This is a genomic window from Edaphobacillus lindanitolerans (assembly GCF_900156305.1).
GTDB classification, from domain to species: domain Bacteria; phylum Bacillota; class Bacilli; order Bacillales_A; family Planococcaceae; genus Bhargavaea; species Bhargavaea lindanitolerans.
In genome coordinates this window covers 90,013-109,232 of the sequence record NZ_FTPL01000003.1, presented here as the reverse complement: position 1 = coordinate 109,232, position 19,220 = coordinate 90,013, and the positions used below count along the sequence as shown (strand labels likewise).

Below are 19,220 nucleotides of genomic sequence, written 5' to 3'. Positions count from 1 at the left end.
ATCCTTCTTCTTGTTTTGGCCGGCATGCGGCCGGTGGTCCGTCTGTTTTCCGGGCGGCCCTTAGCAGGAACCGCAGCAGGAAGTCGAGCCGCAGGTGGACGTGGCGCTGCAGGAAGTCGAGCCGGAGCTGGCCGTCGTCTCAGGAATGGCGCTCACTTCGTCAAGATCCAGGAAATCGACATCCAGTTCAAATTCATTTTTCACAGTTTCAGCAGGTTTGTTTGTCATGTTCAGTTCTCCTTTTTTGTTGGAAGTATTTTTTGTTCGCGAGCCGATGGATCCGTGTTCTCCGGGTTCACCGGTCTTTTCAGCAAGAGCCGCAGCAGGAAGTCGAGCCGCAGGTGGATGTGGCGCTGCAGGAAGTCGACCCGGAACTTGCCGTCGTTTCAGGGATGGCGCTTACCTCGTCAAGGTCCAGGAAATCTACGTCCAGTTCAAATTCCTTGTTCACATCGGTTGCAGTTTTTTTCGTCATGTTCATCGCTCCTTAATGAAGTGGGTTAGTTTTTTTGTTTCAGAGAAGGCTTGCTTCCCTTTCTGTAATCCATTGCATGAGGACCAACGGCTGCCCGGATAACTCCGGGACAAGCTGCACGGAATCCGACAAGTTACCGTGCAGCTCCAGAATGGAACTGAACGACCTTGCCAGAGCCCGGCTTTTCTCCGGAAGATCTCCGGGATCCCCCCCGGCATTTTCCGATTTCCGATATGCGATGGCCATCGGGGATTTCGGCTCCGACAAACCACTTTCCTCCAGCAGGATCAGCGGGTCATCCGGATCAGCCGAACGGAACAGTTCGTTGCTGAAATCCGCCAGGTACACTCCCGGTCCCGGAAGCCCGTCAACCGGACGGTCATCAAACAGGACCACGATCGGCTCGAGTTCCGGCTCAACCGGCATCCGATGATGAAACGCTTCATAAAGCATCTGGGCCAGAATGTTCAGATGGATCATCGGCTCCGAAGTGGGCAGATCCTGCACGTTTCCGTCTTTGCGGAAAATGCGGAACGGAATCGCCCCCCGGCCGGCCCCCGCCGGACCGTAAAGCTGCGGCTGCCCGGCTGTGCCTGTCACATCAGGTCACCTCCTTTCTTGTAGCCCAATCGTACGGTGCTTCAAAAGTAAAGCTCAATAAGTAAAACACGCATAAAAAAAGACCCGTTCAACCATGGAATAACGGGCGGAGTTTACTAAATAAAGTGTTGTTTAATTTCAATTTGATGGCTTAATTATTAACTGAATTTTACCTCTTTTCTTTTACCTTTCTTTTTCATTACGATGTAGTTACAAACAAGCCGGGAGGGAACGAACATGAAAAAAGCGAAGATGATGATGGCGATGGCCCTGTTGATGGCAGTAATCGGAATTCCGGGATTTGTGTCGGCTGATATGCAGGACAACCAGGCGGAGACGCAAGACATCAGTCCCCTTTCCAAAGATCGCGGCGAAGAATACGATTGAGCAACAGGACTCCGGTTCTAAATAACAGAGAAAAAAATCCAGACAAGCCGGGCATTCCGGCATCCCCTTCTTGGGTCCATCCGCTCAATTCCTTCCTCGTTGAAGGGATTTTTTGTTGTGCCTCGAATCGGATAAAATAGTTTCTGAGTTTTGGCTAAAGTTTCGGGAGTGGTTATTTAGTTGCATGTGGATCACAATCGGAAACAGGGGGCGGGAACATGAAGGTGGGGGAAAGACTGCGACAGATCCGCATACATAAAGGATTTACACAGTCGGAACTGGTGGAAGGCATCTGTTCGGTCACTTACATCAGCCGGATTGAAGGCGGGAAAGCGAAACCATCCGAACGGTTTATCGGGGAGGTGGCGGAAAGGCTGGGGGTTCCCCGCTCACTGATCCTCGAGCCTGACAGTGACCGGGATGCCCTGGAGATCAACCGGGTTTACGGGGCGTTTGCAAAAGGGGAGCCGTTGCCGGAAGCGGATTTGTCTTTTCTGGAGATGACCGCATTTGAAAATCATCCTCCCGAAGTGTTTTATCAGATCTATGCCATGCTGATCGGGCATTTCAACCGAACTGCCCTTCACTCCTCCCGTACCGAAGAACTGGTGCGCCGGTCGGAAAACCTTCTTCCCGAAGAACCGGAGGACGGGCAGCAGGCGGCGGCCGTCAAGTACTTCCGGGAAGCCGGACGATTCTACTATTCCAAACAGCAATACGAAAAAGCCTATCAGTACGAGCAGCTCATCGAGAAGCATCTGCCGGAAAACTGCCGGACTGCCGATCGTGCCCGGAATTATTACAACCTGGCACTCGTCCGGACTCAGATTGATGAAGATTCCGATCTGGAGATGGCCATTCATTATGGCGAAAAGGCGCTCGGACTTTACCGGATGATCGAAAACAAAAAAGGCGTCGCCGACTGCCTCACCTCCCTCGCCATCATGGCACACCGCATGGAAGACTATGACAAAGCGCTTTCCTGCCTGGATCAGCTGGACGAAGAAGCGCTCAGTTATCTGGCGGACCTGGATATAGAGACAGACGGCAAGGCTTCACTGTCCAAGCAGGCGGTCATTGACTACAATTACGGACGGATCCATCAAAAAACCGGCCGCCCCGAGAAGGCCCTCTGTTATTTCGAAAAAAGCCTGGATGCCGACCTGAAAGCGGGCAATGAACATCACACCACTTCTGTGCTCACCCGGCTGGCCGAGTTGTATGCGAGCTGGAAAGACTGGGAAAAGACACAGCACTACCTGGAGCAGGCATATGCCGTCACGGAGCGCCATGATCTGCCGAACTCACAGGTCCTGCTCCTTCATCAGCAGGCCGGCCTTCACAAAGTGAAGGGTGACGAGCCGGCATATGAAAAAGAGATGCAAAAAGCCGTCCAGCTCGCCATGGACTGGAAGTATACGGCCGACCTGAAAGAGATCAGCACCGAGCTGGCGGACCACTATTATGGCGTGCGGGCCTACAAGATGGCGGCAAAATATTATCGCATCGCATTGGAAAAAGACTCATGACCAAAGGGCATGAGTCTTTTTTTATGACAAAATGATCTCCTTTTCCCGCTCGGCCAGTCTGGCGATTTCTGCGTCTGTCCGCTTCAGCCGGTCGGCCAGTTCCCGGAGGATCCGCTCCACGTCGGCCAGCACCCCGTCAAGCTGGGATTTGGCGTCCGTGATCCGCGAGTGGACCATCCAGTCGGTGAACATATTGTCGAAGAAGAAATCGGAGAAATTCAGGAAGTCCCGCTTGTTCACGGTGAGCCGTGCCGTATCGAAATTCTCCACGTCGGCGAGTTCCGACTGGAACCGCCGGAGCGCACGCTGGGCACGGTGGATCTTGTCGTCGGAGCTGTTGATGCTCGAGTACTTCATCGCGGTGACGACCATTCCGCCCCCGAGGAATGTATCCCACATGGACATCCCTTCGGCATTGCCGAGCTGATCCACCGCAGAATCGAGAACGCGCTGGGCTTCCCGTCCCGCATGGATCGCCTCTTCGATCTCCCGGCGCATCGACTGGAGCGTCGCCCGCTCATCCGCCACCTGCTGGAGTTTCGTGATTGCCCCGGTATCGTTGTTCCGCATCCAGATTTCCTTCTCTTGAAGGAAGGCGTCCCAGTCGTCGTCGAGGAACTCGTATTCAGGCCGGTCAAGCTCCGTTTTCAGGGCAGCGGTCTCCTCTTCCAGATCGAGGAGGACTTTTTCCGCTTCATTGAATTTCAGTTCGGCCTCTGCCGCCTCATTCAGTTCCTTTTCCATGATCTCATCCATTTTACCGGTAAGCTGGCGGAATTTGTTCGCAAACGAAAACTGGCCGAGCCTGAGCACGTCCTGCTGTTCCTTCGTCAGCCGGGCCTGCAGCCGGTCCCGTTCCCGCTTTGCCTCCTGGCGTTCCGCCTCTTTCGCCTCATATCGTTTTTTAATCCGGCCGAGTTCCGTCATGCGCATGCGGAGCTCGGTTTGCCGGTCATAGATTTCATCTCTCATCAAACGGTCCACCCCCTGCCTTTCCTACGATTTTACCATGGGAAAGATTCACTTATCGATTCGGATGAACGAAAAAAGCCGGACGGCAGAGGGCATCTGCTGTCCGGCTTTTCTTTAGAGAGCGTCCTTGATCGCCATCCGTTCCTTCCGGTTGGCCCGGCGGGCGGGCGCCTTGTCGTACAAGGCCTTTTCCGCTTTCGTCTCAGGGTAGACCGGTGCGACGGGCGTCGGCCGGTTTTCCTCATCCATCGCCACCATCGTGACGAACGACTCGGTCGTCAGTTTGCGCGCGCTGGAAAGCAGGTCGATCGAATGGACGGTCACAAACACTTCCATCGATGTGCGGCCTGTCGACGTGACGACCGCCTCGATTTCCAGTACTTCTCCGACTGTTGCCGGGGAGACGAAGTCGACGGAATCGATCGAAGCCGTGACGACGGCGGCACCTGCATGTTTCATCGCCGCAATCGCGCTGATCTCATCCAGATAAGACAGGACCTGCCCCCCGAAGATTGTTCCATGGTGATTCGTATCCGGCGGCATGACGAGCTTCGTCGTCTTCGTCCTTGATTGGCTCATCGGAATCGCTTCAATCGGCATGAGACATGTCCCCTTTCGATAATGACCGCGGAACTGCGCGGTGATTGGTATGCCAAGTATAACCGAACCCCGTCCCATTTTGCACCGGTACGGCGAATGACGGAGTGTTTTGAATCGGGGAAGACTTCCGGCTTTGGCCGTCACGTTCAATTTTTCCGCCGGACGTCCAGGATTTTCACCCGAAAAAACAAGGATACCGGGCCGCTTGAGAGCGGCCGGTACCCTATTTTCCAATCGGCCGGCATTACCGGTTGCCGTTTTTAACCCATCCTGCGACTTCCACCGTGCGTTTGGCCTGGTGTTTCACCGCATCCTTGACGTCTTCGACCATCTTGCCGTCCTGGCCGACCGTGACGCTCGTTCCGTAGGGGTTCCCGCCTGCGGCGAACAGAACAGGATCCGTGTAGCCGGGTGCTGCGATGATTGCACCCCAGTGCATCATGGATGTGTACAGGGAGAGGATCGTGGCTTCCTGGCCGCCGTGCGGATTCTGTGCGGAAGACATGGCGCTGACGACTTTGTTGACAGTCTTGCCGCTTGCCCAGAGTCCGCCCTGGGTATCCAGGAATTGCTTCATCTGGGAGGCCATATTGCCAAAGCGTGTCGGCATGCTGAAGATGATGGCGTCCGCCCATTCGATGTCTTCGGAGCTGACGACCGGAATATCCTTCGTCCGGTCAACCGTGGCTTTCCAGGCTTCGTTCCCCTCAATGACGGATTGAGGTGCCAGCTCCTGCACTTTCAGCACCCGGACTTCGGCGCCCGCTTCTTTCGCGCCCTCTTCGGCCCACTTCGCGAGCTCGTAGTTCGTCCCGCCCATGCTATAGAAAACAACTGCCAATTTTACATTCGACATTTTATCCATCTCCTTCGGTTTTTTGAACAGCTTATCAAGTATACCCATCTTCAGATCTCCTTCTTCGCGGGTCGTTCCCCATCCCGCTGTTATTCAGCCGAGCCCGGTTGAACATTCCTCACCTTGATCGGGATCAGTCTTCGTTCAATCTGTTCCCGGTACGGGTTGAACTGCGGCGGCAGCATCAGGTTCCCGCCCAGTTCTCCGTAGGCTTCGTCAATTGCAAAGCCCGGCGGATCGGTTGCGATCTCAAACAGTATCCTCCCGTGCTCACGGAAATAAACTGCATTGAAGTAATTCCGGTCTTTGACGGGGGTGACTGCATAACCGCTAGCCGCGATCAGCTCCTGCCACTCTTCCTGATCCCGGTCATCCGTTGCCCTCCATGCAATATGATGGACGGTTCCCGCGCCGATCCGGGCATTGCCGCTCGTGCCGGCCTTCAGGTCGATGACGTTCCCGATTTCGCCGGAAGAGATGAACCGGATGTATCCGCCCTCTTCTCCCGCCATCTTGAACCCGAGGCCGTTTTCCAGCAGCCGGGCCGTTTCCCTGAAGTCAGCCGAAAACAGGGTGGCACCGCCGAATCCTTTGATTGCCGCTTTCCGGGGGATTCCGTCGTGCAGCCATTCGTTCGGCTCACCTTCTGCACGATCTACGATTTCCAGCTGGAGACCGTGCGGGTCGTCAAAACGGATGGATTCCTCACCAAATCTGTTTTCATGCCGGACGGCAATTCCAAAGCCTGTTAACCGGTCTTCCCAGAACCCGAGGGCTCCCGCGGGAACGGCAAATGTGATGACTCCGACTTGTCCGTCGCCGATCACGCCGCGGCTTGCACCTGGCCACGGGAAGAATGTCATGATCGTCCCGGGCCGGCCCCCTCCGTCTCCGAAATACAGATGATAGGTACCCGGATCATCAAAATTCACGGTTTTCTTCACCAGACGCAGACCGAGTATCCCTGCATAAAAGTCCACGTTCTCCTGAGGATCCCCGACAATTGCAGATATATGGTGGATGCCGCTTGTGAACTTCTTCAACGTAATCACCTCCAAATAATCCTTAATTCGAGATATATGCATAAAAAAATATTCATGATGCACTGATTGCCGCAGGAAGAAAACAAAACATCTTTAATTCGAGATAATCATAACCCCTTGAAAGCCTTTTGTCAAAAGAAAAAATCCCGGATCCGCAAAACCGGATCCGGGACAAACCCTTTTTTCATTGATGCTGCAGTTCCCGGCCTTCCTTCGCCATGATCTCCGGGTCGTACAAGTGGCAGGCCACCTGGCGTCCCGGTTCGACCTCGCGGAACACGGGATCCACCGCTGCGCAGCTGTCCATCGCAAATGGGCAGCGGGTGCGGAACCGGCAGCCAGACGGGATATCCGTCGGGCTCGGAACGTCCCCGCTCAGGATGATCTGTTCCCGGGTGCGTTCCTTGTCCGGATCGGGCAGGGGAATCGCGGACAGGAGTGCCTGGGTGTACGGATGGAGCGGCTTTTCGTACAGCGCCTCACTCTCCGCGAGTTCCACGATCGTGCCGAGGTACATGACGGCAATCCGGTCGCTGATATATTTCACCATCGACAGGTCGTGCGCAATGAACAAGTAAGTCAGGCCGCGGTCCTTCTGAAGTTCTTTCAGCAGGTTGACGATCTGGGCCTGGATCGAGACATCGAGCGCAGCGATCGGCTCATCCGCGACGATGAATTCCGGCTCAACAGCCAGTGCACGGGCAATGCCGATCCGCTGCCGCTGGCCGCCCGAGAATTCATGCGGATAGCGTCCTGCATGGCTCTTGTTCAGCCCGACAAGCTCAAGCAGCTCATGCACCCGCTTGTCCCGTTCCTTCGGCTTCATGTCCGGATTGTGGATGACGAGGCCTTCCGAGACGATCTCCGTGACCGTCATCCGCGGGTTGAGCGATGAGTACGGATCCTGGAAGATCATCTGCATGTCATGGTTGAGCCGCCGCTTTGTCCCACGGTCGATGCGCCCCCCGATCTTCATGCCGTTAAATTCGACTTCGCCGGAGGTCGGTTCGTAGATCCGGGTGAGCGTCCGGCCGACGGTCGATTTTCCACATCCGGATTCCCCGACCAGCCCGAGCGTCTCTCCTTTTTTGATGGAGAAGCTGATGCCGTCGACCGCCTTCAGGACGGTCTTGCGGTCCAGGCGGAAATGTTTTTTGAGGTCTTTCACGACGAGCAGGTCTTCCCCGGCGCCGGATGCGCCGCCTGCCGCCTGTTGATTCGCTTCGGTCGTCATGCGGTCACCCCCTCGGCATCTGCGGCCGCTTCTTCGGTCGATCGCCGGCCTTCCTTGATCTCGGCCGGAATGTGTTCCGGCGGCGTCCGTTCGTCTTGCAGCCAGCAGCGCACTGCCTGGGATTCACTGATGGCGACAGCGCCCGGATTGTAGTCGTGGCACACTTTCATCGTATACGGGCAGCGTGCCGCGAACGGGCAGCCCGTCCCGAGCGCCGACGGGTCCGGCGGGGATCCCGGGATCGGGATGAGCGGCTGGGCCCGGCTCGCATCGAGATTCGGCATCGAACGCAGCAGGCCGAGTGTATACGGATGCTGGGGCCGGTAGAAAATCTCATCGAGCGTGCCCTGTTCGACGACTTCTCCTGCGTACATCACCGCGACCCGGTCCGCCATGTTGGCGACGACGCCGAGGTCGTGGGTGATCAGAATGATGCCCGTGTCCATCTTCTCCTGAAGATTGCGCATGAGGCGCAAGATCTGGGCCTGGATCGTCACGTCCAGCGCGGTCGTCGGCTCGTCCGCAATGAGGATTTTCGGGTTGCAGGCGAGGGCGATCGCGATGACGACACGCTGGCGCATCCCGCCGGAAAACTGGTGCGGATATGCGTCAAGCCGGGTTTCCGGGTTCGGGATGCCGACCAGTTCCAGCATCTCCTTCGCCCGCTGCCGTGCCTGCTTTTTCGTCAGCTGGGTATGCCGGGAAAGGCCTTCCATGATCTGCTTGCCGATTTTCATCGTCGGGTTGAGCGATGTCATCGGGTCCTGGAACACCATCGAGATGTCAGAACCGCGCACGGACTGGATTTCTTTGTTCGAGAATTTCAGCATGTCCTTCCCTTCGTACCGGATTGTGCCTTCAGGGATGACCGTGTTCTGCTTCGGCAGGAGCTGCATGATCGACTTGGCGGTCACCGACTTGCCGGAGCCCGATTCGCCGACGATGGCGAGCGTTTCCCCTTTTTTCAGTGAAAAGCTGACGCCCCTGACTGCGGGAACCGCCCCGTTCCGGGTCTTGAATGAAACATGCAGGTTGTCGACTTCAAGGATGTTCTGGTTCATTTTCTGACCCTCACTTTCTCATTTTCGGATCGAGCGCGTCGCGCAGTCCGTCCGCCAGCAGGTTGAAGCTGATCATGACCAGGCTGATGACGACTGCCGGGATGAGGAGCTTGTATGGGAACGAGCGGATGGCGTCGTAGCCGTCCTCGATGAGCACACCGAGCGAGGCGAGCGGCGCCTGGAGGCCGAGCCCGATAAAGCTCAGGAATGCCTCGAAGAAGATGGCCGTCGGGATCGTGAACATGACGGTGACGATGATCGGCCCCATGACGTTCGGAAGCAGGTGCTTCCGAAGCAGCCGGGCGTCCGAGGCGCCGAGCGTCCTGGAGGCGAGCACGAACTCCTGCCCCTTCAGCTGGAGCATCTGGCCCCGCACGACCCGGGCCATTCCGACCCAGCCGGTGATGATCATCGCCAGGATGATCGACCGGATTCCCGGCTCCAGTATGAGGATGAACAAGATGATCACGATCAGGTTCGGGATCCCGGTGAGGATCTCGATGATCCGCTGCATGACATTGTCGATGCGGCCGCCGTAATAGGCGGATACCCCGCCGTAGACGACCCCGATCAACAGGTCAAGGAACGCGGCGACGAGCGCGATGAACAGCGAGATCTGGGTCCCCTTCCAGACACGCGTCCATACGTCACGGCCGAATTCGTCAGTGCCGAACCAGTAGTTTGTCTCCACGCCGCGCTCCGCATAGACGTCCGTTCCGGTAACGTCCTTGCCGTTGAAGCCGAGCCATTCGAGGCCCGAGATCTTCGGCGGCAGGTTCGAGTGCGGGATGTGCTGCTCCCGGTAGGTGAATTCATTCATTGAAGGGCCGACGATGGCCATCACCGACAGGATGATCAGGATGGCGAGCGAGACGACGGCACCTTTGTTCTTGAACAGCCGCTCCATTGCTTCCTTCCAGAAAGTCGGCGCCGGCTTTGAAAGCTCCTCGCGCACCGACGCCTCAAGCGGCTCAGGGGTGAACAGATCGGCGGTCGGTTCCGCCGGCAAGCCGTCCGCTTTGCGGAGGCCGGCTTTCAGATCTCCGTCTTTTGGAAACATCATCGTCATGCCTGGCTGCCCCCTTTCAGGTCGATCCGCGGATCAAGGAAGCCGTACAGCACGTCGACGATGAAGACGACGGCGATGAACAGTGCACTGTAGAAGAGCGTGATGCCCATGATGACGCTGTAGTCGAGCACAAGGATCGACAGGGTGAACTGTTCCCCGAGCCCCGGCACGCCAAAGATCTTCTCGATGACGAGGGTGCCCGTCATGATCGAGACGGCAAGCGGCCCGAGCATCGTGACGACCGGGATGAGCGCGTTCCGGATGACATGCTTCCAGATGACGCCGGATTCATTGAGCCCCTTGGCACGGGCGGTCGTGACATAGTCCTGTCCGAGCACTTCCAGCATCTCGCTCCGGATGAACCGGGCGACGGTCGCCGTCACGGTCACCGACAGGGCGAGCGACGGCATGATCGTACTCCAGTAGTTCTCCCAGAGCGCGACCGGCAGCCAGCCGAGCTTGACGCCGATGTAATACTGCATGAGCGCCGCGAAGACGAACGACGGGATCGACATGCCGAGAACGGCAAGCGTCACCGACGTGTAGTCGAGCCAAGTGTTGTGCCGGAGCGCCGACACGATTCCGAGGATGAGACCGATGATCGTCCCGAACACCAGACCCTGGAGTCCGATGAACGCCGATGGTCCGACCCGGTCACCGATCATGCTCATGACCGTCCGTCCCTGATACTGGAACGAATAGCCGAGGTCCCCTTGCAGCAGGTTCCCGATATAGGTGATGTACTGGACGGCAACCGGCTTATCCAGGCCGTACTTCGCGTCCAGGATGGCCCGCTGGGATTCCGTCAGCTTCTCGGCGTTCGAGTACGGTGTTCCCGGCAGGAGCTGCATGAGGAGGAAAGTGGCCGACACGATGATGAACAGCGTGATGACCGAGTATAGGAAGCGTTTCAGCAAGTAGCTTTTCATGATGTCCGTTCACCTCTCTTAACTTCCTGTTGATTTGGTTCCGGTGAGCGTGAAGCAAACCGGGCCGAGTGTGAAGCAAATGCCCGTGAGTGTTAAGGAAACCACCCCGAGTGTGAAGCAAATGCCCGTGCGTGTTAAGCAAACACTCCGGTGCCGACTATTTCTCCAAAACAGGAAAGCGGAGGATGCACCAGTGGCTCCCCCGCTTGTCTGCTGCTTGTTTTGGTTATTCGACCGATGTCCACTTCAGAGAAATGTCTGCGCCGGCCGGGTGGATGACGAGATTTTTGATGCTTGGACGGGTGAGGTACGAGTTCCCGCGCTGGTAGAGCGGTGCGATGGCCGCGTCTTCCTCGAGGAGGACTTTCTCGATTTCGAGAAGCGTCTCATAGCGGTGGCTCAGATCTGTGTCCGTGCGTGCATCGGCAACGAGCTCGTCCAGTTTCGGATTGTGGTAGTCCATCCGGTTGGCGGAGCTGCCTTTGACCCACATGTCGAGGTAGGTCATCGGGTCTGCATAGTCAGGGCCCCATGTGGAGAGGGACAGGTCATACTCGATCGCCTTCTCGATTTCAAGGCGCTGTGCGAACGGAACTGCCTTGAGTTCAAGCTTGAAGCCCGGGAGGTTGTCTTCGAGCTGTGCCTGGAGGTATTCGCCGACTTTCTTCATCTCGTCAGTGTCCGCCATGTTGATCGAGACGGTCAGGCTGTCAGCCCCGATTTCCTTAAGGCCTTTTTCCCATGCTTCTTTCGCTTCTTCCGGCGTGCCTTTCGTGACGTCGCCGTTGAGCTCACGGAAGTCGGTGCCTTCAGGGGACGTGTAGAAGCCTTCCGGAACTGCACCGTAGAGCGGAACGGATCCGTCCTTGAGGATGACGTCGGTGAGACCCTCGCGGTCGATCGCCTCCGTGATGGCGCGGCGGATGTTCACATTCGCAAGTGCTTCATTGTTATGGTTGAAGCGCAGGAACACGGTGCCCGACGCTTTTTCGTTCGTGAAGCCGTCATTGTCCTTGTACTGGTCGACGAGGGAAGACGTCAGCTTCACGCGGTCGACTTTGTTCGTTTCGTACAGGTTGGCGCCGGACTGCGGGTCTTTGATGACGAGGAACTCAGCCTTGTCGATTTTCACGCTGTCGGCATCCCAGTAGTCTTCGTTCTTCTCAAGTGTCCAGCCCTGCTCCTGCTGCCAGGAAGTGAACTTGAACGGTCCGTTCGACAGGACGTTTTCCGCTTCCAGCGCATACTGGTCGCCCTGCTCTTCAACGAACTTCTCGTTCTGAGGAAGGAACGTGGCAAACGCAAGCAGTGTCTCGAACAGCGGGTTCGGCGCTTCGAGTGTCACTTCGAGCGTCTTGTCGTCGATCGCCTTGATGCCGAGTTCGTCGGCATCCGCTTCTTCGTTCATGATCTTCTCGGCGTTTTTGATGCCTGCCGTGACGAGCATGTAGTTGTACGGGCCTGCTTCGCGCATGACGCGCTTCCACGAATATTCGTAGTCATGGGCCGTAACGGGATCACCGTTGCTCCACTTCTGGTCACGGAGCGTGAACGTGTGCGTGATTTCATCATCGCTCTTGTCATGCTTCTCGGCCCCGGCCAGCTCCACATCGTTTGACTCGTTCTGACGATAGAGGCCTTCATTGATGTTGTTCAGGACGTTGAATGCAATTGCATCGTGTGCCTTGGTCGAGTCCATCGTCGGGATGTCGGAGCTTTCGCTCAGGATGATCGTCTGTGCCTTGGAGCCGTCCCCTTCGGCCCCTTCCTTGTCCGAGCCCTCGGAACTTTTGCCGCCGGAGTCGCTGAAATTGCATCCGGCAAGCATGAGCATGGCCGCGGCCGGGAGCATGAATCGCTTGACCCACTTTGTATCCATATTTTCCCCCTTCTTTCTGTTTAAAGATAAGCCTATTTTATATATACTAATGCTAGAATGCAATATCTTTTTAAACAATTTAGAAACTTGCAATCGCTAACATTTTGCAACGAAAGGAAGTCTGTCATGCTCCGGAAATTAATTCCGTTCCTTTTCTTTATTCCGCCTGTTTTTGTCGGGTATTCATGGATTTCCGGCACACCGAAACCGGTGACCGCGGCGGACCTTTTGTTCTATGCCAGTCTGGCACTCATGCTGGCCGGCGGCATCCTGTACATCGCCCGGCATGAGGTGACGGACACATTCGCGCGCAACTGGAAGCGGTTCTTCCGGACAGGCCGCCGGGAGGCATTCATCCGGGAAAAGGAAGGACGCGCGGAGAAGGCCCGTTTTAAAAAGGAGCCGCTCCCCGCGCGTCCGGTGTTCCTGTTCGGACTTTATTGTTTCACCGTGAGCCTGATCGCATCATTCCTGCTGATGTGAATCAGCGCGGCATGCGCTCGAGGAAGTTGCGGTGGGCAAAGCCTTTCACCTGGTCCTCGGTGTAGCGCTTGAGCAGTTCGTTGATGAGGTTCTGCTGCATCGAGGCATCTTCCAGACGGACCACCTTGTCCGTGATGCCGTCAAAGTCGGAGCCGAGTCCGATGTGCTTTTCCCCGCCGATCGAGCAGAAGTGGTCGATGTGCCGGATCAGATCATCGATCGTGACTTCTTCCGCTTCCCGGATGAACGCCGGGCAGTAGACGACGTGCGTCATGCCGCCCTTGTCCCAGAGCGCCTTTGCCTGGTCGTCGTACAGGTTACGGACATGGTCTCGGACTGCCCGGGCATTGGAGTGGCTCGCAATCGGATAGTCCGCCGTCTCGATGACGTCCCAGAATGCACGCTCACACAGGTGGGAAACGTCGGTCAGGATCTTATGGCGGTTGTTGAAATCAACGATTTCCCGGCCGAACAGGGTCAGCCCGCCGCCGCGCGGTTCGCCGGCGCCGTCTGCGGCAAGGTTTGCGTTGTTCCATGTGAGGCCGACCGAACGGACGCCGAGCCGGTGCAGCACGCTGAGCTTCTTCAGGTCGTTGCCGATCGCGTCGACCCCTTCAAGCGTCAGAAGCGCACCAGTCTCCCCCTCCTGCAGGGCATCAATGTCGGACCAATCGCGGATCAGCTTCATGTCCGGATTGTTGCCGAGCACGTCCTCGTAGAACCAGTGCACCTGATCGAGGGCAGCCTGGAATTTCTCCTCCGCCTTCATGCCCGGCCAGATGAAGATGGCGAACGCCTGGATCTTCACATCCCCTTTTCGCAGTCGTTCCCGGTTTGTATCGAGCTCGGGGGCGTCTGCGAATTTTATTTTCCCGTCGGCTTCGTACAGTTTCAGCAATGCGTCACAGTGCAGATCGATGATTTGCAACGGTACCCGCCCCTTCCTTTGCAGTTTCGATGAATCGGCTGAACAGACGCAGCGACGGCTCGTCGCCCGCTGCAGCGAGGGCTTCCGGATGCCACTGCACACCGACTGCGAACTTGTGCTCCGTGCTTTCGACCGCCTCGATGACGCCGTCGGAAGCGATGCCGGAAACCGCGAACGGCGCCTTGACCTCACGGACGGCCTGATGGTGATACGAGTTCACACGGAAGCGCTCACCTTCGGCAGCCTCGCGGAGGATGCTCCCCTCCGCCGTCTGGACAAAGTGGGAAGCGTGCGTGCGGGCCGCTTTCTGGCCGTGCTGGAGCAGCTCACGGTCGATCTGATCGTAAATATCCTGATACATGTCGCCGCCCGCCGCGATGACCATGACCTGAAGGCCGCGGCAGATCGTCAGGAGCGGGAGGTCACGGTCGAGCGCAGCCTGGATGAGTGCAAGCTCCGAGGCGTCCCGGCCCGGTGAGATTTCCCCGAGGCTGCGGTGCGGCTCTTCTCCGAACAGCGTCGGGTCGATGTCCCCGCCGCCCGAGACGACCAGGCCGTCAATCCGGTCGAGGATCTGCTCTGCATCTTCCTCGATGCCGATCGGGATGAGCATCGGAATGCCCCCGGCGCGTGAAACGGCCGTGATGTAGTCGTGGTTCAGAACGTGTTTGCTATCCAGCTCCACGTGGGTCGTGATGCCGATGATCGGTTTCAATGGAGGTCCCCCTTCAGTTGCGTTCTATTTATTCTATGCCCGGCAGAACGGTGAGCGTTCTCGCGTCTGCGTCCAGCAGTGCCTGTGTGCCGAGCGGTACGGCAAAGTGCGGCTGGCAGTGCCCGATCTTGAATCCGGACACGACCGGTTTGTCGAAGTCCCGGAAAAAGCCGTCGAAGACGTCTTCATACGTATGGTCGCCCTTGTGGTCCTTCGGATACCGGAAATCTCCTATGGCCACTCCCGCTACCCGGCTGAGTGCACCGGACAGCCGGAGCTGATTGAGCATCGCATCGACCTTATACGGCGGCTCGTCCACGTCTTCGATCAGCAGGACCACCCCGTCGAATACCGGTGCGAACTTCGTGCCGAGCGATGCGGAGATCAGCGACAGGTTCCCGCCGGACAGAGGGCCGAGGGCACTGCCGCCGGACAGGGAGACGAGCGGTGATACGGTCTCGTCATAATGGAGCTCAACCGGTTCAAACAGCTGGCCGAACATGCGGGCGGACAGCGGATGAAAATCCGGCTTCCCGACGTCGGAGGCAAGCATCGGCCCGTGGAACGTCACCAGGTCAGAATACTGGCTGATCGCCGTGTGAAGGGCCGTAATGTCACTGTATCCCCAGAAGATTTTCGGGTTCTCCCGGATCATCGGATAATCGATCCGGTCGAGGTAACGGGCCGAACCGTACCCGCCGCCTGCACAGATGATGCCTTTGACTTCCGGGTCTTCGAACATTGCATGCAGATCGGAGAGCCGCTCATCGTCGGTCCCGGCGAGGTAGCGGTTTTTGTTCCGCACAGCCTGGCCCATTTTCCACTTAAGCCCGAGCGTTTCGAGGAAAGCGAGCGAGCGGTCAAGCTGCTCCAGGTTCGGCGGGCTGGAAGGCGAGATGATGCCGACCGTGTCGCCTTTTTTCAGGCGGGGCGGCCTTATGAATCCGCGGCTCATCGATAAGTCGTCTGCAGGGCGAGTTCGATCATGACGAGCATCGCCCTGTATGCCTCGAGGATGTCTTTCGCCTCGAACCGGACGATCGTCGTGCCCGGCTCGATTTCGCAGCCCGGCATGAACGCCGCCCATTCGGCCTGTCCGTAGTTCGTGAATTCAATGCGCAGCACCGGATTCTCCGGAGGCGTGAGCGGCTGGACGTTCGACCGGTTGCTGATGGCTTCCTGCGCCTTCTCCATCAGGAGGTCGTACGATCTGGACGGGGAAAGCGAGCGGACCGCAGAGCGTGTGAGCGATTTTTTCACGGCCGCCGTCACCACGCCCGGAATCAATTCCTCCGCCTCGCGGCATGCCCCGTCATCCCCCGCGACCATGAGGATCGGAACGCCGTGATAGCCCGCGACATAGGCGTTGAAGCCGATCTCGCCGATTTCCCGGTCATTGATCCACATGTTGCGGACCCCGTGGATCATCGAGTGGCTCATGACGCCCGGCTGGCCCGCGCGGGAATGATAGCCGGCAAGAATGGCTCCGTCAAATCCGCCGTCGATCCCTTCCACCATCGAATACAGCTTCACGCCGCCGTTGATGAGCTCCGCATCCGGATGGAGCATCGAAGGCAGGAGATTGTTCATCTTCGAGTGGCTGTCGTTGACGAGCACCTGCTTTGCACCGGCAACAAGCGCGCCCTCGATCACCGCATTGGCATCGGCGGTCATGAGTTCGCGCCCAATTTCATAGTTATGTGCCGACGAATCAACGAATGTGTAATCCGGGATGCCTGTGATCCCTTCCATGTCGACCGAAAGATAAATATTCATCGGATCGCCCCTTCTTTTCTGAACTGTTGTCTTTTTCGGAATACAATTTCACTGTAGCAGAATGAAAGTGACGGGACAATGCAGAGTTTCGCGGGGACCCAAAAGAAACTGTTTGAAACAGGATAGTGGTGGATTCTGCGGGCCAGGCGCTGGGTCGCGCTGATACAATCGGACTCTTAGCGGGCGCAATCGGACTCTTAACAGAGAGAATCGGTCTCTTAGCAATAAAACGCCCCTGCATTAATACAGAGGCGCATTTGTGTCCCGGGACAGTCTCCCTTATTACTTGGCGATATGCTCGGCTTCCCATCGGTTTTGCTTTTCGACGGGGTCGAGCTCCGACAGATCCTCGTAGCCATAATCGATGTTCATCTTCCCGTCACGGGCCAATGAAAACGTCAGGCTCGTCCAGGGCTGTTGTTCCTGACGGCCGAATTCGACCCACAAAGCCTTCAGGACGTCATACAGTTCTTCATCCGATTGATCGAACTGTTCTTCACTCACATCAAAAATGTCCGGAATATCGAGACTGTAGACCGGTTCGCCCCCGCTTGAGGGTGCATAGTAGAAGAAGGCCGTATGATAGCCATCCCAATATTCGTTATACAGCTTGATCCAATCCCACTCCTCCGGAATCATGCTAATCATTGCATGGGCGATCCGGGTATACTGTTCTTCCATTTGTTCCGTATTCATTTTCTCGTCCCTCACTTCTATACATAAAGACAGTTAGTCGATCCCGTACTTGGCCTTCCATGCTTCGCGCTGTTCTCCCGGGTCTACATCGCTTAAATCTTCATACGCGTAGTCAATTTTGAACTGTCCATCCTTACCCAAAATAAAAGTAAAGCTGGTCCATGGCTCCTGCCCTTCTTCTTCAAAAACCTTCTGAAGAGAACGCCCCACTTCAATAAGTTCATATTCCTTCATCTCGAAATCGTCTTCATCTATATGGAATCGTTCTGGAATATCATGACTAAGAACAGGAGAGGCACCTGTAGTTGGATAATAGAAAAAATAAACAGTGGAAGAGTCATCCCAATCTTCCATATACATCAGAGTCTTATCCCATTCTTCAGGAATCAGTTCATCTAAAGACCGTGCAATTTGCTGATAAATTTCATTTGCTCTGTTGGTGATCATTCTAGACTCTCCTTTGAATTGCGAATGGTTCTATTATATTTCACACCGTCAATCTGATAATTAACGATGATTGTGCTGGACCTTTCAGAATTCCCTTCGAAAACTGGCCTAATTTTTACCTCGACGTTTTTGGGTGGGTCATGGCTAAGTGCATTTTTCCATTGATTTTCAATCCGTTTATAAGAACTCTTGTTCACAAACTCATCCATTGCAACAAGGTTATCAGTATTGCCGGAGCCCTTAAAGATGGTTGCAATGAGGTGTCCCCCTTGGTCAGTCTCTTTCCGATCTTCCCGTCCAACCACTTTCTGCGCATACTGATTTCGTTTTCCTTGCCCTAAAGATAATTTACCTTCCACACTTTTAATTCTTCCTAGTTCATCCGTCCGGTACTTGTATCCGTTCGGATCTACATATTCAACATTCGACCTCAGGACTTTTTTACGATTTTTCCATGTATACTGCTTTCCATATTCAACAGGAACGACGGTTACCTTCGTTGCATCGGCATTCTTCTTGGACGGCGTATTCCTGAGTTTGGCAGGCTTATGATTTGTTGTCAGAGCGAGAATGCCTTTTTTGCCGATTTTCCTGAGAAGGCTCCTTGGATCTGCGTAATGGATAATGGCCAGCGGTGTTTCATCAAACATATTGTCCAATTCCCGGACTCCGCCGTCCACGAATTCAGCCTCGACTTCAGGGGCAACTTCATATGTCACTTCACCCGAGAAGTTGGAGTATTCCTTGATAATGAGGCCGTTCTCATAGACATGGAATCGTAGGCTGGCGTAATTACCGTATGCCGGACGCTCGATGGTTTCTTTCTTTCCTGCTTCAAGCGCCTTATAGGTCGAGGCGGCAACTTCGGTGCCCGCCAGAAGCTCTTCGTCGCCCAATGCGCATGCCTTGGCGGCTTCCGCTTCCGCATCTTCAATCGCGGAGCGGACTCCACTGCTATATGTAAGTATTTTCCACTGCGGTGATTCAAATTCAGTGAGCAGTGCGCCATCTTGAAACAGCCCGTCCAACCTGGCGATCCAGTCGGTCATCTGATTGGCTGCATCAAACAACCCTTTCAATGATCCGGCTGCGTCCGCATCAAACTCACCCAGACGTTCGACCGTATCATCTTTCTTTTTCCGGCTGTCACGGATGCCCTCCTGCACGAAGCTGTCATCCAGATGGGGAAGAGCCACGATGTCCGAGACCCTATCCATGATGGCGTTCGCCTCTTCCGTCAGGCTGTCCGTGATCCGGCTGATTTCCTTGAGGCCCTTTTCCACTCCCCTCTCGAGGAACGGCTCGTCAATGTGTCCGTCAGGTGCAGGCTCCAGCGAGGAAAGAGCCGAGGAGATATTGGACACGACCGACTTCGCCTCCTCACAAAAACCGATGGCAAATTTCAGAAATGGGATGTCCCGAGCGCATCAGGCGTGACGCTCCATACAAAAAGCCAGTAGAGGGATATCCTCTTCCGGCTTCCGGAGTACGGGTTGCTAACGTTTGTTTGAAATTCCTTTTGTATAAAGGTTGAAATCTCC

The 19,220-nt window shown here is 56.0% G+C and carries 22 protein-coding genes; 3 read left to right on the top strand and 19 right to left on the bottom strand.

Annotation, left to right across the window (positions count from 1 at the left end; all coding sequences use genetic code 11):
• Nucleotides 1-60 precede the first annotated feature (60 nt).
• The 3 genes from B0B07_RS09890 to B0B07_RS09880 form a co-directional block, all read right to left on the bottom strand.
• Nucleotides 61-228, bottom strand: a complete 168-nt coding sequence (locus B0B07_RS09890; RefSeq protein WP_076758636.1) for a thiazolylpeptide-type bacteriocin — start codon at nt 226-228, stop codon at nt 61-63.
• 79 nt (nt 229-307) lie between these two features.
• Nucleotides 308-475, bottom strand: a complete 168-nt coding sequence (locus tag B0B07_RS09885) for a thiazolylpeptide-type bacteriocin (protein ID WP_234982343.1) — start codon at nt 473-475, stop codon at nt 308-310.
• 39 nt (nt 476-514) lie between these two features.
• Nucleotides 515-1,075: a hypothetical protein gene (locus B0B07_RS09880; protein WP_076758633.1), complete on the bottom strand. Its 561-nt coding sequence runs from the start codon at nt 1,073-1,075 to the stop codon at nt 515-517.
• Nucleotides 1,076-1,312: 237 nt separating this feature from the next.
• On the opposite strand from B0B07_RS09880, the gene B0B07_RS15255 reads away from it, so the two are divergent.
• Together B0B07_RS15255 and B0B07_RS09875 are read left to right on the top strand one after the other, a co-directional pair.
• Nucleotides 1,313-1,462 carry a hypothetical protein gene (locus B0B07_RS15255; protein WP_159438438.1) on the top strand — a complete coding sequence of 50 codons (150 nt, stop codon included), beginning with the start codon at nt 1,313-1,315 and terminating at the stop codon, nt 1,460-1,462.
• 218 nt (nt 1,463-1,680) lie between these two features.
• Nucleotides 1,681-2,991, top strand: a complete 1,311-nt coding sequence (locus B0B07_RS09875; protein ID WP_076758632.1) for a helix-turn-helix domain-containing protein — start codon at nt 1,681-1,683, stop codon at nt 2,989-2,991.
• 21 nt (nt 2,992-3,012) lie between these two features.
• Here B0B07_RS09875 and B0B07_RS09870 read toward each other — a convergent pair whose 3' ends face one another.
• The 9 genes from B0B07_RS09870 to B0B07_RS09830 form a co-directional block, all read right to left on the bottom strand.
• Entirely contained in the window at nt 3,013-3,966 is a 954-nt protein-coding gene (locus tag B0B07_RS09870; protein ID WP_144264335.1) for a hypothetical protein, read from the bottom strand.
• A 111-nt stretch (nt 3,967-4,077) separates the two neighbouring features.
• On the bottom strand, nt 4,078-4,563 hold the full coding sequence (locus tag B0B07_RS09865) for an acyl-CoA thioesterase (protein ID WP_076758629.1): 486 nt from the start codon (nt 4,561-4,563) through the stop codon (nt 4,078-4,080).
• A 244-nt stretch (nt 4,564-4,807) separates the two neighbouring features.
• A complete protein-coding gene (gene wrbA / locus B0B07_RS09860; RefSeq protein ID WP_076759240.1) occupies nt 4,808-5,419 on the bottom strand; it encodes an NAD(P)H:quinone oxidoreductase in 612 nt (203 codons plus the stop codon).
• A gap of 89 nt (nt 5,420-5,508) precedes the next feature.
• Nucleotides 5,509-6,462 carry a ring-cleaving dioxygenase gene (locus B0B07_RS09855; protein ID WP_076758627.1) on the bottom strand — a complete coding sequence of 318 codons (954 nt, stop codon included), beginning with the start codon at nt 6,460-6,462 and terminating at the stop codon, nt 5,509-5,511.
• Between the two features lie 184 nt (nt 6,463-6,646).
• A complete protein-coding gene (locus B0B07_RS09850) occupies nt 6,647-7,696 on the bottom strand; it encodes an ABC transporter ATP-binding protein (protein ID WP_076758626.1) in 1,050 nt (349 codons plus the stop codon).
• Entirely contained in the window at nt 7,693-8,757 is a 1,065-nt protein-coding gene (locus tag B0B07_RS09845; protein WP_076758624.1) for an ABC transporter ATP-binding protein, read from the bottom strand. The genes B0B07_RS09850 and B0B07_RS09845 overlap by 4 nt, the downstream gene beginning before the upstream one ends.
• Before the next feature lie 10 nt (nt 8,758-8,767).
• Complete coding sequence (gene opp3C, locus B0B07_RS09840; RefSeq protein WP_407643874.1) at nt 8,768-9,817, bottom strand: oligopeptide ABC transporter permease; 1,050 nt, start codon at nt 9,815-9,817, stop codon at nt 8,768-8,770.
• 5 nt (nt 9,818-9,822) lie between these two features.
• Nucleotides 9,823-10,755 carry an ABC transporter permease gene (locus tag B0B07_RS09835; RefSeq protein WP_076758621.1) on the bottom strand — a complete coding sequence of 311 codons (933 nt, stop codon included), beginning with the start codon at nt 10,753-10,755 and terminating at the stop codon, nt 9,823-9,825.
• Between the two features lie 226 nt (nt 10,756-10,981).
• Nucleotides 10,982-12,634, bottom strand: coding sequence for a peptide ABC transporter substrate-binding protein (locus B0B07_RS09830; protein WP_076758619.1), 1,653 nt, complete (start codon nt 12,632-12,634; stop codon nt 10,982-10,984).
• 126 nt (nt 12,635-12,760) lie between these two features.
• On the opposite strand from B0B07_RS09830, the gene B0B07_RS09825 reads away from it, so the two are divergent.
• Nucleotides 12,761-13,117, top strand: a complete 357-nt coding sequence (locus B0B07_RS09825; protein ID WP_076758618.1) for a DUF3899 domain-containing protein — start codon at nt 12,761-12,763, stop codon at nt 13,115-13,117.
• A gap of 1 nt (nt 13,118) precedes the next feature.
• Here B0B07_RS09825 and B0B07_RS09820 read toward each other — a convergent pair whose 3' ends face one another.
• The 7 genes from B0B07_RS09820 to B0B07_RS09790 form a co-directional block, all read right to left on the bottom strand.
• A complete protein-coding gene (locus B0B07_RS09820; RefSeq protein WP_076758616.1) occupies nt 13,119-14,045 on the bottom strand; it encodes a dipeptidase in 927 nt (308 codons plus the stop codon).
• On the bottom strand, nt 14,020-14,760 hold the full coding sequence (locus tag B0B07_RS09815; protein ID WP_076758615.1) for a gamma-glutamyl-gamma-aminobutyrate hydrolase family protein: 741 nt from the start codon (nt 14,758-14,760) through the stop codon (nt 14,020-14,022). Before B0B07_RS09815 ends, B0B07_RS09820 begins: the two co-directional genes overlap by 26 nt.
• 28 nt (nt 14,761-14,788) lie before the next feature.
• Nucleotides 14,789-15,715: a S66 peptidase family protein gene (locus B0B07_RS09810; protein WP_200805801.1), complete on the bottom strand. Its 927-nt coding sequence runs from the start codon at nt 15,713-15,715 to the stop codon at nt 14,789-14,791.
• Nucleotides 15,712-16,536: a M55 family metallopeptidase gene (locus tag B0B07_RS09805; protein ID WP_076758613.1), complete on the bottom strand. Its 825-nt coding sequence runs from the start codon at nt 16,534-16,536 to the stop codon at nt 15,712-15,714. Before B0B07_RS09805 ends, B0B07_RS09810 begins: the two co-directional genes overlap by 4 nt.
• A gap of 282 nt (nt 16,537-16,818) precedes the next feature.
• Nucleotides 16,819-17,232 carry an immunity protein YezG family protein gene (locus tag B0B07_RS09800; protein WP_076758612.1) on the bottom strand — a complete coding sequence of 138 codons (414 nt, stop codon included), beginning with the start codon at nt 17,230-17,232 and terminating at the stop codon, nt 16,819-16,821.
• A gap of 33 nt (nt 17,233-17,265) precedes the next feature.
• The gene (locus B0B07_RS09795; RefSeq protein ID WP_076758610.1) at nt 17,266-17,679 is read right to left on the bottom strand and encodes an immunity protein YezG family protein; all 414 of its coding nucleotides are present in this window, start codon (nt 17,677-17,679) and stop codon (nt 17,266-17,268) included.
• Nucleotides 17,676-19,085, bottom strand: a complete 1,410-nt coding sequence (locus tag B0B07_RS09790) for a DNA/RNA non-specific endonuclease (RefSeq protein ID WP_268753125.1) — start codon at nt 19,083-19,085, stop codon at nt 17,676-17,678. The genes B0B07_RS09795 and B0B07_RS09790 overlap by 4 nt, the downstream gene beginning before the upstream one ends.
• Nucleotides 19,086-19,220 lie beyond the last annotated feature (135 nt).